At 66.9% G+C, this 14495-nt stretch carries 20 protein-coding genes; 7 read left to right on the forward strand and 13 right to left on the reverse strand.

The features are described from left to right. From ACLFMY_RS05945 to ACLFMY_RS05955, 3 genes are all read left to right on the forward strand, one after another. A partial coding sequence (locus ACLFMY_RS05945) for a ComEC/Rec2 family competence protein (RefSeq protein WP_410763683.1) occupies positions 1 to 891 on the forward strand: 891 nt, incomplete at its 5' end. Between the two features lie 128 nt (positions 892 to 1019). After that, positions 1020 to 1460, forward strand: a complete 441-nt coding sequence (locus ACLFMY_RS05950) for a hypothetical protein (protein ID WP_410763684.1) — start codon at positions 1020 to 1022, stop codon at positions 1458 to 1460. A 208-nt stretch (positions 1461 to 1668) separates the two neighbouring features. Beyond that, positions 1669 to 2010: a DUF2853 family protein gene (locus ACLFMY_RS05955; protein ID WP_410763685.1), complete on the forward strand. Its 342-nt coding sequence runs from the start codon at positions 1669 to 1671 to the stop codon at positions 2008 to 2010. Between the two features lie 82 nt (positions 2011 to 2092). On the opposite strand, the gene ACLFMY_RS05960 is transcribed toward ACLFMY_RS05955, so the two are convergent. The 6 genes from ACLFMY_RS05960 to hemN all read right to left on the reverse strand — a co-directional run bounded on the left by ACLFMY_RS05960 (position 2093) and on the right by hemN (position 7444). Then, positions 2093 to 2503 (reverse strand): ectoine synthase, encoded by a 411-nt coding sequence (locus tag ACLFMY_RS05960; protein WP_410763686.1) that lies wholly within the window; start codon positions 2501 to 2503, stop codon positions 2093 to 2095. A 65-nt stretch (positions 2504 to 2568) separates the two neighbouring features. Further along, on the reverse strand, positions 2569 to 3843 hold the full coding sequence (gene ectB, locus ACLFMY_RS05965; protein ID WP_410763687.1) for a diaminobutyrate--2-oxoglutarate transaminase: 1275 nt from the start codon (positions 3841 to 3843) through the stop codon (positions 2569 to 2571). Positions 3844 to 3936: 93 nt separating this feature from the next. Beyond that, a complete protein-coding gene (gene ectA, locus ACLFMY_RS05970) occupies positions 3937 to 4410 on the reverse strand; it encodes a diaminobutyrate acetyltransferase (protein WP_410763688.1) in 474 nt (157 codons plus the stop codon). A 244-nt stretch (positions 4411 to 4654) separates the two neighbouring features. Beyond that, positions 4655 to 5158, reverse strand: coding sequence for an RrF2 family transcriptional regulator (locus tag ACLFMY_RS05975; RefSeq protein WP_410763689.1), 504 nt, complete (start codon positions 5156 to 5158; stop codon positions 4655 to 4657). A 271-nt stretch (positions 5159 to 5429) separates the two neighbouring features. After that, positions 5430 to 5957 carry a PAS domain-containing protein gene (locus ACLFMY_RS05980; RefSeq protein WP_410763690.1) on the reverse strand — a complete coding sequence of 176 codons (528 nt, stop codon included), beginning with the start codon at positions 5955 to 5957 and terminating at the stop codon, positions 5430 to 5432. Positions 5958 to 6055: 98 nt separating this feature from the next. Further along, on the reverse strand, positions 6056 to 7444 hold the full coding sequence (hemN, locus tag ACLFMY_RS05985; RefSeq protein WP_410763691.1) for an oxygen-independent coproporphyrinogen III oxidase: 1389 nt from the start codon (positions 7442 to 7444) through the stop codon (positions 6056 to 6058). Between the two features lie 217 nt (positions 7445 to 7661). On the opposite strand from hemN, the gene ACLFMY_RS05990 reads away from it, so the two are divergent. Genes ACLFMY_RS05990 through ACLFMY_RS06000 form a run of 3 tightly spaced genes read left to right on the forward strand, consistent with a single transcriptional unit; the run spans position 7662 to position 10100 of the window. Beyond that, positions 7662 to 8270: a trimeric intracellular cation channel family protein gene (locus ACLFMY_RS05990; RefSeq protein WP_410763692.1), complete on the forward strand. Its 609-nt coding sequence runs from the start codon at positions 7662 to 7664 to the stop codon at positions 8268 to 8270. A 43-nt stretch (positions 8271 to 8313) separates the two neighbouring features. After that, positions 8314 to 9267 carry an ABC transporter ATP-binding protein gene (locus ACLFMY_RS05995; RefSeq protein WP_410763693.1) on the forward strand — a complete coding sequence of 318 codons (954 nt, stop codon included), beginning with the start codon at positions 8314 to 8316 and terminating at the stop codon, positions 9265 to 9267. Next, entirely contained in the window at positions 9264 to 10100 is an 837-nt protein-coding gene (locus ACLFMY_RS06000; protein ID WP_410763694.1) for an ABC transporter permease, read from the forward strand. Before ACLFMY_RS05995 ends, ACLFMY_RS06000 begins: the two co-directional genes overlap by 4 nt. A gap of 22 nt (positions 10101 to 10122) precedes the next feature. Here the strand turns inward: ACLFMY_RS06000 and ACLFMY_RS06005 are convergent, their stop codons facing one another. Genes ACLFMY_RS06005 through msrA form a run of 3 tightly spaced genes read right to left on the reverse strand, consistent with a single transcriptional unit; the run spans position 10123 to position 11179 of the window. Beyond that, a complete protein-coding gene (locus ACLFMY_RS06005) occupies positions 10123 to 10491 on the reverse strand; it encodes a DUF488 domain-containing protein (RefSeq protein WP_410763695.1) in 369 nt (122 codons plus the stop codon). A gap of 4 nt (positions 10492 to 10495) precedes the next feature. Further along, complete coding sequence (locus ACLFMY_RS06010; RefSeq protein ID WP_410763696.1) at positions 10496 to 10678, reverse strand: PLDc N-terminal domain-containing protein; 183 nt, start codon at positions 10676 to 10678, stop codon at positions 10496 to 10498. Between the two features lie 33 nt (positions 10679 to 10711). Beyond that, positions 10712 to 11179, reverse strand: coding sequence for a peptide-methionine (S)-S-oxide reductase MsrA (gene msrA / locus ACLFMY_RS06015; protein ID WP_410763697.1), 468 nt, complete (start codon positions 11177 to 11179; stop codon positions 10712 to 10714). Between the two features lie 188 nt (positions 11180 to 11367). On the opposite strand from msrA, the gene ACLFMY_RS06020 reads away from it, so the two are divergent. Continuing rightward, the gene (locus tag ACLFMY_RS06020; RefSeq protein WP_410763702.1) at positions 11368 to 12000 is read left to right on the forward strand and encodes an endonuclease III domain-containing protein; all 633 of its coding nucleotides are present in this window, start codon (positions 11368 to 11370) and stop codon (positions 11998 to 12000) included. Here ACLFMY_RS06020 and ACLFMY_RS06025 read toward each other — a convergent pair. The 4 genes from ACLFMY_RS06025 to ACLFMY_RS06040 all read right to left on the reverse strand — a co-directional run. Then, complete coding sequence (locus ACLFMY_RS06025) at positions 11987 to 12724, reverse strand: SDR family NAD(P)-dependent oxidoreductase (protein ID WP_410763698.1); 738 nt, start codon at positions 12722 to 12724, stop codon at positions 11987 to 11989. The genes ACLFMY_RS06020 and ACLFMY_RS06025 overlap by 14 nt on opposite strands. A gap of 40 nt (positions 12725 to 12764) precedes the next feature. Next, a complete protein-coding gene (locus ACLFMY_RS06030; protein WP_410763699.1) occupies positions 12765 to 13649 on the reverse strand; it encodes a phytoene/squalene synthase family protein in 885 nt (294 codons plus the stop codon). 47 nt (positions 13650 to 13696) lie between these two features. Next, complete coding sequence (locus tag ACLFMY_RS06035) at positions 13697 to 14278, reverse strand: hypothetical protein (protein ID WP_410763700.1); 582 nt, start codon at positions 14276 to 14278, stop codon at positions 13697 to 13699. After that, positions 14275 to 14495 (reverse strand): HAD family hydrolase (locus ACLFMY_RS06040; RefSeq protein WP_410763701.1); only part of this gene is annotated, 221 nt, incomplete at its 5' end. The genes ACLFMY_RS06035 and ACLFMY_RS06040, both read right to left, overlap by 4 nt.

Here is a 14495-nt window from a genome sequence, read left to right on the forward strand (position 1 = left end):
CTTACCCCGCTGTCGCTGATCACCCTGTTCCTGGCGGGGCTCAGCCCGGCGCTGGTGGTCACGCCGAGCCGGCCGTCGGCGGGACATTTCGAGGCCCTGGTGATGGACGTGGGGCAGGGCTCGGCCGTCCTGCTGCGTACCGCCCGGCACGACCTGCTCTACGATGCGGGCCCCCGATGGGGCGAATTCGACACCGGCGAGGCGGTGGTCCTGCCGACGCTCAGGGCGCTCGGCGTCACGAGGCTGGACCGGATCGTCGTCAGTCATGCAGCGGGTGACCATGCCGGCGGCCTGGCGGCTGTCCGGACTCGCTTTCCCCGGGCAAGGATCGTCGGCCCGGAGAAGGCCGGTTTCGGCATCGGGGCAAACGAGGTGCCGGGCTGCCCGCACGGCCGGCGCTGGCGACGGGACGGGGTGACGTTCACCCTGCTTCAGGCACCGTTGCGCTCGGACAACGATCGCTCCTGCGTCCTGAAGGTCGAGGGGCGGTCCGGTTCCCTGCTGCTCACCGGCGATATCGAGGCGGCGGCCGAGCAGTGGCTGGTGCGAAACGCGGACCTCGCCGCGGACATGGTGCTCGTCCCGCACCACGGGTCTGCCTCCTCGTCCAGCCCGGCCTTCGTCGAGGCGGTCGGAGCGGAGGTCGCCGTGGTGAGTGCCGGGTTCCTCAACCGCTGGGATCACCCGCGTCCCGAGGTGGTTGCGCGCTGGGAGACGGCGAACGCCCGGGTGTTGCGCACGGACCGCGATGGCGCGATCCGGCTTGGCGCCTCTGGCCTCGTGACGGAGCGGGAGCGCCGCTGGCCCTGGTCCGGCCGCTGGCCGATCCCGGGAGGCACCCGTGAGTCGGCAAGGGTTCTCCCGGGTACTTTTCGCGCCGACATGTCTTGAAATGTCCGATTTTTATGACCATTTAGCGACATGAAGCCCGATAGCACGTAAAGTTAGGGTTCCACGCCAAGGACCGGGCGTTGATCGAGAGGGAGCCTCGACTCAAGTAACGAGATCCCTGGTCGACGATGAAGCTCACGAACCTGTACTCCGAGGAACAGATCCGCGCCGCCGAGAAATACCTTCGGGAGGTCGGCGCGGACGACTTGAGCCTTGACGCCCGCAACGGGCGCAATCCGCGCCCGGAGACGCTCCTTATCTCATCTCTCGATGGCGCCACCAGCCACCGGATCCAGGAGGCGCGCGTCGACCGCTTTGCCAAGGATCGGGTGGCGCTGATCGTGCCTCGCTACCTGCAGCAGTTGCCGCAGTCCTGGCGGAGCGGCGGGGTCACGTTGCTCCTCGAGCGGCCATTTGCCGACGAGTCGATGGGCATTCGTGAGCAGATCGAAGGCCTGGTGGTGGATACGAAGGAAGCGAGCCGTGAAGGGGATCCCGCGCAGTCCCTGGTGCTGATCATGCAGGTCAACCGCCAACGTCTTTTCGATCCCGGTGAGAAGCCGGACTGATCTCCGATCTTGCAATTCCCCTGCGAGTGGCCTAATTCAAGCCCCAGAGCCCGTCGAACGGATCTCCATGGTGGAGTGACGGCGGGTTGACCGAGGGAAACGTCGGACGAGTCACCAGGCATGACTCGCGCCATGTCGTGGACGACATCGCGCGGGATCGCGGCAAGTGATTCGCTCGGCGTTTTCTCAACGCTGCGGAGGAATCGCAATGAGCAGTCGGGACGAGCTGATCGACAAGTACGCCGAGGAAATTCGGGACAAATGCGGGGAGACGCCGGATCGGGACCTGCTGGGACGCGTGGTCATCGGCCTTGGACCGGCGGTCTACAACGCGGATGCCTCGGTGGTCGCCGCGAGCGATCCGGACGAGGTGGAAAGCATCAAGAAGAACTTCCTGATCAAGAAGCTGGGGTTGACGGACGGCCCCGACCTGGACGCCGCGCTGGACAAGGTGTTCGACCAGTACGGCCGCTCCAATCGGCACAAGTACCGTGCCGTGGTCTACTACCTGCTCACGCGTCACTTCGGTCGGGAAGCGGCCTACGCCTGACCGGCATTTCCAGCACCAAAAGAGAACCCCGACCTGCGGAACAGGTCGGGGTTCTTTCGTTCCGGGATCCGGGTCCCGGCGATCAGTCTTCGAGGCTCAGTGCCGGGTAGACGCCGTTTTCGTCATGGACCTCACGGCCGGTCAGCGGCGGGTTGAACACGCAGATCAGGCGCATGTCCTCGCTGCCGCCGCGCAGGTAGTGCTTGTCGGCTGCCGGATCGTTGAGGAGATACATCATGCCGTCGCGGATCGGGTAGGTGACATCGTTGTTGATGTCGTGGATTTCCCCGTTTCCACCGACGCAGTAGACCGCCTCGATGTGGTTCTGGTAATGGATGTAGGTCTCCGTGCCGGCACGAATGATCGTGTCGTTGTAGGAGAAGCCGACCTTGTCGTCGGCCAGGATCAGCCGGCGGCTGACCCAGTTGCCGTTTTCCGCTTCGACTTCACGGTCGGTTCCGATGATGTCCCGGTCGAGATAACGTACGAGCATGTTTGACTCCGTGACTGGTTTAGCAGGCCCGGCCCCGGCGGGACGGGCACGGTGTGTCGGCGATATCAGCCCTTGCGCGCGGCAACGGCGGCGTCAACGGCCTCGTCGAGGATGTCCAGACCCTGGTTCAGTTCGGCCTCGCTGATGGTCAGCGGGGCGAGGAACTTCATGACCTGGTCGTCGGCGCCGGCGGTTTCGGCCAGCAGGCCGCGCTTGAACGCCTCGGCGGAGATCTCGTTGCAGAAATCCGCGTGCTCGGAGTGCAGGCCCCAGATCATGCCCAGGCCGCGAACGCCGTGGATCATGTCCGGGTGGCGCTCGGCGATGGCATTGAAGCGCTTCTCGACCTTTTCACCCTTGGCCAGGATCTCCTTGGAGAACTCGTCGGTTTCCCAGCGCTCCAGGGCGGTCGCGCCGGCGACGAAGGCCAGCGAGTTGCCGCGGAACGTGCCCGTGTGCTCGCCCGGCGACCACTGGTCGATGTCCGGGCGCATCAGCACGATGGCCATCGGCAGGCCGGTGCCGATCGACTTGGAGATGGTGACGATGTCCGGCTGGATGCCGGCGCGCTCGAAGCTGAAGAAGTTGCCGGTGCGGCCGTTGCCGACCTGGATGTCGTCGACGATCAGCAGGATGTCGAGGTCCTTGCACATCTTGTCGAGCTTCTTGAGCCACTCGACCGAGGCGACGTTGATGCCGCCTTCGCCCTGGATGGTCTCGACCACGATGCCGGCCGGCAGGTCATAGCCGGAGCTCGCGTCCTCGTAGTACTGGCGCATCATGTCGATGCTGTCCATCTGGCCTTCGCCCGTCGGGTCGAAGTAGTTGTCGTACGGCATCTTGGTGACGTTCAGCGGCACGCCGTAGAAATCGTCGTGGTAGAACTCGTTGCCGGTGACGGCCAGCGCGCCCAGGGTGTGGCCGTGGTAGGCGTTGGTGAAGGAGACGATCTTCGAGCGCTCCTTGACCTTGCGCGCCAGCTTCAGGGCCGTCTCGACGGCGTTGGTGCCGGTCGGGCCGACGAACTGCACCTTGTAGTCGAGATCGCGCGGCTGGAGGATGGTTTCCTGCAGTTTCTTGATGAACAGGTACTTGGCGTCGGTCGCCTTGTCCAGCGCGTTGGTGACGCCGTCACGCTCGATGAAGTCGATGATCGCCCGCTTGATGGCTGGATCGTTGTGGCCGTAGTTCAGGGAGCCGGCGCCACCGAAGAAGTCGATGTAGGCCTTGCCCTGATGGTCCCACATCGTGGCGTTCTTGGATTTGACGAAAATGGTCGGGAACGAGCGGATGTAACCGCGAACGTTGGACTCGTATTTCTCGAACAGGTCGATGTTCATCACAGGTCCTCGTCTTGAGCGTGAAAAGTGAAAAAGATGATAGGCGCACGCGCTGCCGCCGGCCACACGAATCGCGGCCGCCGTCGGCGTGGATCAGAGATCGATGACGTAGAGGTCTTCCGGCTGGTGGCCATCGCCGAGAAGCTCGCTGGAGAGGTAGGGCTCGCTGCGGATCGAGCGCCCCAGCTTTTCCGCCCACCGCGTGAACAGGGCCTTGGAAGCCGGGTTGTCGGGGGCGATGGTCAGTTCGATGCGCTTGATGTCGCTGAACCAGTCGCGCTCCTCGAGGGTCTTGAGCAGGCGGGAGGCGACGCCCTGGCCGCGGGCGGAGGCGTCGACGCCGATCTGCCAGACGAACAGGGTGTCGGGGTTGTCCGGCAGGCGGTAGGCGGTCACGAAGCCCACGAGATCATCGCCTTTTTCCGCGATGACGCAGGTCGAACGGAAATGGTCCGCCAGAAGGAAGTAGAGGTAGGCCGAATTGAGATCGAGCGTGCCCGCTCGCTGAATCAGCTGGTGAATCCGACCCCCGTCCTCGAGGCGCGGTTCACGAAAGTGAATCGTCATGCTTTTTTGCCCGTGCGCGTTACGTTTCCAGCCGCGTTCGGGTCCGTATAAGTGAGCGAACATTATAGAGCATGACCCTCAAAGCTCAACCGGGGTGCGGGATGCGACGGGGGATCCGGGAGCGCGGAAGCGCCCGGATCGAGGGTCTTCCCGCGGCGCCATGGCGGTCTTTCGGGCAGGTTAGGGCAGACGATTTCGCCAGGGAAGAATCGTCCAGGTATTCGGCGGCCGGCCCGTGTCGACATCAGTTCCCGCGGGTTCGGGAGCGGGTTGGGGCGTCCGGTCGATGAAAGGTGATGGGCACCTGTGCACCGGCTACCCGGGCGATGTCGGCGAGCGAGTGGCGGTCGAGCACCGCCCAGAAGGCCTCGAGTGCCTCGCCGAGGATCGGCGCGAGCCGGCAGCCATTCTGGATCGGGCAACGGGAGCCCTCGCCGAAACAGTCGACGAGGTGCCAGTGGCACTCCACGTCCCGTGCCACCTCGCCGAGCGAGATGGCCTCGGGGGCGCGGGCGAGCTCCAGGCCGCCGCCCTTGCCCCGATGGGCGCGTACATGGCCCCGGGAGGCCAGCAGGTTGGCGACCTTCATCAGGTGGTTGTAGGAGACCTCGTAGTAGCTGGCGATCTCCCGGATCTTCGGCCGGGCATGCGCCTCGGCGCTCCCCGTGTCCCCGTCCAGCCAGCGCGGCTGGTTGGCCAGGTAGATCAGGATGCGGAAGGCGAGGTCGGTCTGCTGGTTGAGCTGCACGGCGTGCGCTCCCGGGGTGGCGGGTTACCTAATATGCAGCCAGTATGCATATTCAGGGCGTGTCTTGCCAGTCATCCCGGACGGCTCTCCCCGCGGCCCATCGATCCGGGTCTGCCCCGGCCGCGCGTGCACCACCAGGCCCTGCGCACGCCCCACGGTCGCGGGAGCGCCGCGATGGCCGGCGGCCGACCGCCAGCGGATGATCCGGCCACCCCGGAACGACGCGGCCCGCCGAATGGCGGGCCGATGGCAGCGGGTTTTTCGAGGCGCCCTACAGTGACCGCCTGGCGAACGACTCGTAGTCGTCGTAGTTCTTCTTTCTCAGCCACTTGTTCAGGGCCTCGAGGCCGGCCTCGATCTGTTTCGGCCGGGGATGCCTGAGCTCCTCCTCGCGCACCTGCCGGTAGAGCTGGTCGAATTCCTTTTTCAGCGTCGGCTCATGCAGCCCGTGACGGGTGGAGCGAAAGCCCGTGGTTTCGCCCTCTGCCCCGATTTCCGGCTGGAAATAGCCGATGGTCCAGTAGTGATCGCCGTTCTTGCAGACGTTCTTGGTCACCGCGAAGAAGCGGTCCCGCTTCTCCTTGATCTGGCTCCACAGCAGGTAGTAGACGGCCCGCGGGACATCCGGGTGCCGGATCAGGTTATGCGGCTTTCCCAGCGCGTCTTCCTTGGTGTACCCGGTCACCCGGGTGAACACGGGGTTGATGAACTTGATCAGTCCCCGCTCATCGGTACGGGTCGAGATGATCTCGGATTCCAGCAGTTCGCGTTCGCGTCCGCTCAGCTCCCTCTCGGTCATGACTCCTCCTCTGGTGATTTGCTTTTGTTGTCGTCATGCTTTTCGGCCCCCGTTGGGGGGACCGTCCTTTGGAGTCCGTGAAGCCTCGGGGCAGTCATTCAGATGACCCGCGAGAATCGTTGCCCGTCGAGCGTGCCGTGGTACTCGTCGAAGGCCATGCAGATGTTGCGTATCAGCAGCCGCCCGCGGGGCTCGACCACGATCCGGTCGGCCTCGAGACGCAGCAGGTCGTCGTCGGCCATCGTTTTCAGCTCGGCGAGGGCATCGGCGAAATGCGTCGGGAAGTCGATGCCGAAGCGGGCCTCGACGTCCGGGATCGATAGCTGGAAGTGGCAGATCAGCTCGGTGATCACGTGGCGGCGCAACGCGTCCTCCTCGCTGGTCACCAGGCCCTTCTCGATCGGCAGGCGACCGGCGGCCAGCGCGTCGTGGTAGCCGTCGAGATCCTTGACGTTCTGGCTGAAGGCCCCGCCCACCTGGCTGATCGACGAGACGCCCATCGCCACCATGTCGCACTCGGCGTGGGTGGAGTATCCCTGGAAGTTGCGATGCAGGCTGCCCTCGCGCTGGGCGATCGCCAGCGGGTCGTCGGGCTTGGCGAAGTGGTCCATGCCGATGAGCACGTAGCCGGCATCCAGGAGGTACTCGATCGTCGAGCCGAGGATCTCGAGCTTTTCCGCCGGGCTGGGCAGGTCGTCCGAGGCGATGCGCCGCTGCGGCTTGAAGCGCTGCGGCAGGTGGGCGTAGTTGAAGATCGACAGGCGGTCGGGATCGAGCTCGACCACCCGGTCGAGTGTCCGGGTGAACCGCTCGCGCGTCTGGTGCGGCAGCCCGTAGATCAGGTCGATGCTCACCCCGTGGAAGGCCTCGGCACGGGCCGTGTCGACCACCTCGCGGGTCTCCTCGTAGCTCTGGACGCGGTTGACCGCCTTCTGCACCACGGGGTCGAAGTCCTGCACGCCCAGGCTGATGCGGTTGAAGCCGATCTCGCGCAGCAGGCGGATGGTGGCGGCGTCGGCCTCGCGCGGGTCGATCTCGATCGAGTACTCGCCCGTGTCATCGGTCTTGAGCGCGAAATGCTCGCCGGTCTTCCCCATGAGTTCGCGCATCTCGTCGTGGGAGAGAAACGTCGGCGTGCCACCGCCCCAGTGGAGCTGGTCGACCGGGCGGCCGTCGTCGAAGAGTTCGGCCTGCAGGGCCATCTCGCGGTAGACATCGTCGAGGTAGGGGCGCGCCTTGCCGCGGTCCTTGGTGACCACCTTGTTGCAGGCGCAGTAGAAGCAGACCGTGTCGCAGAAGGGGATGTGCACGTACAGCGACAGGGGTCCCCCGGCGGCGTTCGAGCGCGCCGCGGCGGCGCGGTAGTCCGCCTCGCCGAACCCGTCGTGGAACTGCACCGCGGTAGGGTAGGAGGTGTAGCGCGGACCGCTGGTGTCGTAGCGCCGGATCAGTTCCGGGTCGAAGAGCTTGTGGTCGATGTCGTTCATGTCGCTGTTACTGGTCAGTGGTGGGCGGCGATGCCGCCAGGACGTCGTCGAAAAAAGTCTAGCGCCTCGCCGGAGCGGATTCCCCCAAGTAGAATGGTCGGTTAATTCGCGGCGACGGCTCGGGGTGTCGCCGCCGGTCCCGGGTCTTTCATGCCCGCGTCGGACTGGCTATCCTCTGCGCCTGCCGCGGGGGCGGTCGCATGGTTGGGGAAAGGGCATGATCGGCGAGATGCTGCAGGGATTGGACTACTTCGGGACGGCGGTGTTCGCCGTCAGTGGCGCACTGGTGGCCGATCGCAAGCGCATGGACCTGATGGGGTTTCTGATCCTGGCGACCGTCACCGGCATCGGTGGCGGCACGTTGCGGGATCTCCTGCTCGATCGGCCGGTCTTCTGGCTGACCCACTGGGAATACCTCGTGATCACCGCGGTGATGGCGATCGCCACGTTCTACGTCAGCAAGCCGTTTCACCAGCGCGCCAACTGGTTGCCATGGGCCGACGCGGTCGGCCTGGCCGCCTTCTGCGTGATCGGTGCACAGATCGCGCTGTCGATGGACGCCAGTCCCATGATCGCGGTGATGATGGGTATCATGACCGCCACCTTCGGCGGGCTGATCCGCGACGTGCTGGCCGGCGAGCCGCCGCTGCTGCTGCACCGCGAGATCTACGCCTCGGCCGCGCTGGCCGGGGGCATCGTCTATGTTCTGTTCGCCCACTGGCTGGACTGGCCGATCGCCGCGGTGACCCTCGGTTTCGCCGTCACGCTGGTGGTGCGCGGACTGGGCATCCGCTACCACTGGCACCTGCCGTCCGCGGGAAGCTGACCCGGGCGGATCATCCGAACAACCACGGGCATCGAGCAATCACATGAGCAATGCCGTCGAGATCTACGGGCTCGAGAAGACCTACGAGGGGGGCACGCGTGCCCTCAAGGGCATCGAGCTCGCCATCGAGGAGGGCGACTTCTTCGCCCTGCTGGGCCCCAACGGTGCGGGCAAGTCAACCACCATCGGCATCCTCTGCTCGCTGGTCAACAAGACCGCGGGCACGGTACGCGTCTTCGGCCACGACCTCGACCGCGACCGCGCCTGGGTGAAGTCCCAGATCGGCGTGGTGCCGCAGGAGTTCAACTTCAACCAGTTCGAGCCGGTCGAGGAGGTCGTCATCAACCAAGGCGGCTTCTACGGCATGACCCGCCGCGCGGCGAAGAAGCGTGCCCACGAGCTGTTGAAGCAGCTCGGCCTGTACGACAAGCGCGAGGGCATGGCCCGGGCGCTTTCGGGCGGCATGAAGCGCCGGCTGATGATCGCCCGCGCGCTCGTGCACAGCCCGCGCATGCTGATCCTCGACGAGCCGACCGCGGGCGTGGACATCGAGCTGCGCCGCGGCATGTGGGACTTTCTGACCCAGATCAACCGGCAGGGCACCACCATCATCCTGACCACGCACTACCTCGAGGAAGCCGAGGCCCTGTGTCGCAACATCGCGATCATCAACGAGGGGCGCATCGTCGAGCACAGCTCCATGCGCAATCTCCTGGCCAAGCTCTCGCAGGAGACCTTCGTCCTCTATGCCCGCGAGCCGGTCGAATCCCTGCCTGAGATGCCGGTGGTCGGCTCGCGCCTGGTCGACGAGGAGACCATCGAGGTCGATCTCACCCGCGGCCAGGAGCTGACCGGCGTGTTCGACGTGCTGCGGGGCCACGGCATCGTGATCGAGCGCATGAAGAACAAGACCAGTCGCCTCGAGGAGCTGTTCCTGCGCCTGGTGCAGGACGACGATGCCGCCACCAGTTCCACCAATGCCGAGGACCGTTCATGAGCATCCGTTCCGAAAGCGACGCATTCGAACCGCAGGGCTCCGGCGAGAAGGCCGTCGGCCTGACCGCGCGGGGTGCGTGGAACGCCTTCGTCATGCTCTTGACCCGCGAGATCCTGCGCTTCGGCCGCATCTGGGTGCAGACCGTGCTGCCGCCGATGATCATGACCGCGCTGTACTTCGTGGTCTTCGGCCACCTGATCGGGCCGCGCATCGGCGAGATCGACGGCGTGCCCTACATCCAGTACCTGGTGCCGGGCCTGATCCTGATGTCGGTGATCACGCAGAGCTACGCCAACTCTGTCTCCTCGTTCTTCGGCGCGAAGTTCGCCCGCCACATCGAGGAGCTGATGGTCTCGCCGATGCCCAACTGGCTGATCATCGTCGGCTACGCCGCCGGCGGGGTGGCGCGCGGGCTGACCGTCGGCGGGGCGGTGACGCTGGTGGCGTTGCTGTTCGCCGAGCTCTCGGTCCACAGCGTGCTCAACCTGTTCGGCGTGGCGCTGATGACCTCGATCCTGTTCTCCCTCGGTGGGCTGATCAACGCGGTCTACGCCACCCACTTCGACCACATCTCGATCGTGCCGACCTTCGTGCTCACCCCGCTGACGTATCTGGGCGGGGTGTTCTACTCGATCAACATGCTCTCGGAGTTCTGGCAGCAGGCCTCTCTCTACAACCCGATTCTCTACATCATCAACGGCTTTCGCTACGCGATGCTGGGAATCAGCGACGTGCCGGTGTGGAGTAGCTACGCCATCCTGGCGGTCGGGATCGTGATCCTCTATCTCTACGCGTTGCGCCTGTTCCGCAAGGGGATCGGCCTGCGGGGCTGACCGGCCTCGTGCGGGCGTTCCTTCAGCCCCTGAGCGCAAGCCGCTCGCGGATGAGCTCGGCGAGCACGCGGGCGTGGTTGTGCTCGCTGTCCCGCGCCGCGTAGAGCAGGGTGATCGGGCGGTCCTCGGCAATCTCGACCAGGTGATCGAGGTCCGCGTTGCCCTCCAGCTCGTGGCGGTAGCGGCGCTCGAACTCGGCGAACCGTTCGGGATCATGGCCGAACCATCGGCGCAGGGCCCCGGACGGTGCGACCTGCTTGAGCCACTCGTCGTGGTGGAGGTCCTGCTTCTTCACCCCGCGGGGCCAGAGGCGGTCGACGAGCACGCGATAGCCCTCGTTCGGCCCCGGCGGGTCGTAGACCCGGCGAGTACTGATGGATTTCCCGGCCATCGGTCTATCCCTTGGGTCCGAACAGCGCCCAGATGATCAGGCCGAGAATCGGCAGCAGCAGGATGACGACGATCCAGATCGCCTTGATCCCGGCCGATGCGCCACTCTGCACCACCTTGATGATGGCGTAGATGTCGAGAATCAGGATGATCAGGCCGAGCAGGCCGCCAAAGGGAAGTTCCAGCATGTCTTGCTCCTCGCTTTCCGTGTCGGGTTGCGCCTAGCTCATCTGGGCGCGGCGCTTTTCCAGGTACCGTTGATGATAGTCCTCGGCCGGCCAGAACGCCGTGGCCGGGGTGATCTCGGTGACGATGGGGCGCGCGAGGGTTTCCTGGTGCCCGGCCATGACGCGCTCGGCGATCGCCCGCTGCGTGTCGTCGAGGGGAAAGATCGCCGAGCGGTACTGGCTGCCCACGTCCGGCCCCTGCCGGTTCGGGGTGGTCGGATCGTGCATGGCGAAGAAGGCATGCACCAGGTCGGTGTAGCCGATCCGGTCGGGATCGAAACGGACCAGCACGGCCTCGGCATGCCCGGTCTCCCCGCTGCAGACCTGGCGGTAGTCGGGGTGATCGACATGACCGCCGGTGTAGCCTGAGATGGCATCGATCACGCCCGGCAGCTGCCGGAAACGGTCTTCGACACCCCAGAAGCACCCCGCCGCGAAGATGGCTTCCTGTGGTTGGCTCATCGGCCTGCCTCCGTCGTCTGCATGGTGGGTCCGTGGTTGTCCCGGCGCCAAAGCGAGTGCCCGGAGGGAAGAGAATGGACGAGAAAGAACCGGTTTTCGACCAATCGCTGGCCGACTGCCTGGAATGGGTCGAGCAACGGCTGCTCGACGCGCATGCCCATCGGATCGGCGACGACGCTGCCGGGGACATGCCATGGTGGCCGGCGGGCTATGCCCGGGGGAGCGGGGAGCGAGCCTTCGAGATCGCGATCGGGGCGGTCCTCACCCAGAACACCAACTGGCGCAACGTCGAGCGTGCCCTGGCGAACCTCGAGCGGGCCGATGCGCTCGATGCCGCGACGATCCGGGCGTTGCCCGAGGAGCGCGTCGGCGAGCTGATCCGTCCGTCGGGCTTCTATCGCGTCAAGGCACGACGGCTGCAGGCACTGGCCGATGCCTGGGAGAGGGCAGGTGGCTGGGAGGTGCTGGTCGAGCGGGACACGGCCGGCCTGCGTGCCTGGCTGCTCGGGATACACGGGGTGGGGCGGGAGACCGCCGACGACGTCCTGCTCTACGGCTTCGAGCGGCCGGTCTGGGTCATCGATGCCTACACCCGCCGGCTGGTCGGTCGACTGGGCCGCGAGCAACTGGCGGGACAGACCTACGATGCCATGGCCGAACGGTTGCTGGCCCACACCCGCGAGCCGACCGCCGCCCGCCTGGGGGCTTGGCACGGCCTGGTGGTCGAGCACGCCAAGGCCTACTGCCGGGTGCGCCCGGCCTGCGCGGAGTGTCCGCTGCAGGCCCGCTGCGAGCACGGGCGCGTGGTCAAAGGCGCTTGATTTCGCCCGTCCCGCCGTGTTCCAGCCAGTCGAGCAGGGCCGGCATCACCGAGCAGGGCGGCTGGCGGTCCTCGACGGTCTCGCCCGGGAAGCGGGCATGGCGCATGCGACTGTTCACCGGGCCGGGATCGAAGCCCGTGATCCACGTGCCCGGTGCCTCGGCGGCCCACTGGCGGATCATCCGGATCAGGCCCGCGTGGGCGATGGTGTAGGCATTGCCGAAGGCCTCGGTGCCGCGATCGGTGTAGAACAGCACCTTCGGGCCGGCAGCCTTCTCCAGCAGGGGCCAGAGGCTCCGGGTCAGGGCGAACGGGGCGGTGAGGTTCACGTGCAGGCTTTCCTGGAACTTCATCAGGTCGGCCTGGGCAAGGGGAGAGGGTTCGCCGCAGGTACCCATGGCGTGAACCAGCAGGTCCAGCCGGCCGAACTCGGCCTCGATGCCCGAGGCCAGGGTCTCGTAGTCTTCCGGCGCGGCCCCGGAGAAGTCCACCGGCTGGATCAGCGGCGGCTCGCCCCGGGCGTCCTCGGGCACGTCCGGCAACACGCGCTCGACGATGTCGTCGGCGAGCCGCTCGAGCGCGTCGAGCTTGCGCCCCAGCAGGATCAGGGTCGCCCCGCGCGCGGCCAGCGTCTGGGCAGTGGCCGTGCCCAGCGCGCCGGTCGCACCGTTGACCAGCACGACCTGGCCGGCAAAGCGCGTGTCGGAACTCGGTGAGGATGTCATCGGCGGTCCTGTCGTCGGTAAGATTGCGTCGGGTGGCGGCCTACCACGAGGCGCGCCAGGCCAGCCACCACTGGCGCGCCGGGCTGATCTCCACGCGTGCCTCGGTGATGGCGCCCGGGTCGGCCTGCATCAGTCGGAGGTGCTCGCGGTCGACCGCGCGCAGGATGCGGAACAGCCGCGGGGGGCGCCCGTTGCCGTCCCAGTCTCCCAGGCCGGCCCCGATGCGCTCGAGTTCCGCGGCGAACAGCCGTTCGCGCTCCCCCTGTGCCTGCGGCCGGTACAGGTCGGCCTCGTCGAGACCGTGGGCGGCCAGCAGGTCGGCCGGCAGGTAGACCCGCCCGGCCCGGGCATGGCGGCCGAGCAACCGGGCGCGTTCCAGCCGCCCGTGCCACCGGCCGAGCGTCTGCGCGGCCCGCGTGATCTCCTCCTCGCCACCCAGCAGGCGGGCATAGAGCGAGAACAGGCTGCCGTAGCGGGCGTCGAGAAACGCCTGCAGGTCCTCCTCGGCGGCGAAGCCCTCGTACTCGAGCTCGACCCGCGTGGCCCCCAGCCGCTCCTCGAGCTTCGCGACGAGGAAGGAGTCGCCCGAGCGGGCCTCCGCCCCGTGGCCGAGTTCGTCGAGCGCGGCGAGCAGGGACTGCAGCACGGGGTGTTCGGCCCGGCCCTCGGTCATGTCCAGCAGTGCCTGTCGCCACCAGTCGAGCTTGGACATGGCCACCTGCGGCTCGCTGATCGTCTCGCTGATCTCGGCGAGCGAGACATCCAGGGCGCGCAGCGCCGTCACCGCCCGCTGGCGGACCGGCGGCAGCTTGAGACTGGCAAGGCGGAAGGGGCTGCCGACGGGCCTGGCCAGGCGCTCGCACTCGGCGTCGGGCAGGCGGGTATCGGCGGGCCGCGCCGGGGTTCCGGGGGCGGTGGCATTCATGCCCGGCATGATATCAGGAATGCCCGGACGGGGCGGGGCAACGGCGGTCAGCCGCGCCCGGTGAGCACCCGCCAGGTAATGCGGGTGGTGGCGACCAGCCGGGTCACCGCCGGGCGGGCAGGGCGCTCCTCGAACCACAGGGCCGGGTCGACCTGGCGTTCGCGCAGGACCTGCTCGATGCGGGCGATGGCCAGCCGGTAGCGAAGGCCGCCGAACCAGGGACGGCCGAGGGGCGCGGCGCCCTGGAGCACGCGGCGGATCTGTCCGGCGAAGCGTTCGTTGAAGCGTCGGAAGGCAAAGTCCACCCGCTTTTCCTCGAAGTGGGCGTCCTCGACCCGGCAATCGGCCAATTCGTCGCTCGGCAGGCGCATGGGGCGGCCCTTGCGCCGATCCGTCGGTGCCTCCAGCCAGCCATCGACCAGCAGGGCGGCGGTGATCAGTCCGTCGATGCGCGCCTGTGTCGTCCGGTCGAGCCGGTCGAAAAAGCGCGGACGCAGCACCGGCAGCCCGTCGCGGTAGTGGGCGACCAGGTCGGCGAGTGACGCCGGCTGAATCGAGGGACGCAGCTCGTGGGCCGGAACCCAGGCCCGCGGCCGCCAGGTAATCAGACGGTGAATCCGCGTGTTCACGGCGCGACATCCCGGGCAGTCGTTGCCGGCCGGCTGGCGAGGTTCAGCAGGTCGGCGATCTGTGTCGGCTGGTCGATCACCACGGTCGCACCCCAGGCCTCGATGGGACGCTCGCCGTCGAGATACCCCCAGCGACCGGCGACCGTCGGCATGTGGGCGGCGTTCCCGGCGACGATGTCACGCTCGTGGTCGCCGATGTACCAGATGCTGTCCGGCG

The organism is Guyparkeria sp., from assembly GCF_046545975.1.
Taxonomy (GTDB): Bacteria; Pseudomonadota; Gammaproteobacteria; order Halothiobacillales; family Halothiobacillaceae; genus Guyparkeria.

Excerpts from the sequence above, each read along its gene's own strand:
- ACLFMY_RS05950 (WP_410763684.1), top strand. The coding sequence starts at position 1,020 with ATGAAGCTCACGAACCTGTACTCCGAGGAACAGATCCGCGCCGCCGAG.
- ACLFMY_RS05955 (WP_410763685.1), top strand. The coding sequence starts at position 1,669 with ATGAGCAGTCGGGACGAGCTGATCGACAAGTACGCCGAGGAAATTCGG.
- ACLFMY_RS05960 (WP_410763686.1), bottom strand. The coding sequence starts at position 2,503 with ATGCTCGTACGTTATCTCGACCGGGACATCATCGGAACCGACCGTGAA.
- ectB (WP_410763687.1), bottom strand. The coding sequence starts at position 3,843 with ATGAACATCGACCTGTTCGAGAAATACGAGTCCAACGTTCGCGGTTAC.
- ectA (WP_410763688.1), bottom strand. The coding sequence starts at position 4,410 with ATGACGATTCACTTTCGTGAACCGCGCCTCGAGGACGGGGGTCGGATT.
- ACLFMY_RS05980 (WP_410763690.1), bottom strand. The coding sequence starts at position 5,957 with ATGACCGAGAGGGAGCTGAGCGGACGCGAACGCGAACTGCTGGAATCC.
- hemN (WP_410763691.1), bottom strand. The coding sequence starts at position 7,444 with ATGAACGACATCGACCACAAGCTCTTCGACCCGGAACTGATCCGGCGC.
- ACLFMY_RS05990 (WP_410763692.1), top strand. The coding sequence starts at position 7,662 with ATGATCGGCGAGATGCTGCAGGGATTGGACTACTTCGGGACGGCGGTG.
- ACLFMY_RS05995 (WP_410763693.1), top strand. The coding sequence starts at position 8,314 with ATGAGCAATGCCGTCGAGATCTACGGGCTCGAGAAGACCTACGAGGGG.
- ACLFMY_RS06000 (WP_410763694.1), top strand. The coding sequence starts at position 9,264 with ATGAGCATCCGTTCCGAAAGCGACGCATTCGAACCGCAGGGCTCCGGC.
- ACLFMY_RS06005 (WP_410763695.1), bottom strand. The coding sequence starts at position 10,491 with ATGGCCGGGAAATCCATCAGTACTCGCCGGGTCTACGACCCGCCGGGG.
- ACLFMY_RS06010 (WP_410763696.1), bottom strand. The coding sequence starts at position 10,678 with ATGCTGGAACTTCCCTTTGGCGGCCTGCTCGGCCTGATCATCCTGATT.
- msrA (WP_410763697.1), bottom strand. The coding sequence starts at position 11,179 with ATGAGCCAACCACAGGAAGCCATCTTCGCGGCGGGGTGCTTCTGGGGT.
- ACLFMY_RS06020 (WP_410763702.1), top strand. The coding sequence starts at position 11,368 with ATGCCATGGTGGCCGGCGGGCTATGCCCGGGGGAGCGGGGAGCGAGCC.
- ACLFMY_RS06025 (WP_410763698.1), bottom strand. The coding sequence starts at position 12,724 with ATGACATCCTCACCGAGTTCCGACACGCGCTTTGCCGGCCAGGTCGTG.
- ACLFMY_RS06030 (WP_410763699.1), bottom strand. The coding sequence starts at position 13,649 with ATGAATGCCACCGCCCCCGGAACCCCGGCGCGGCCCGCCGATACCCGC.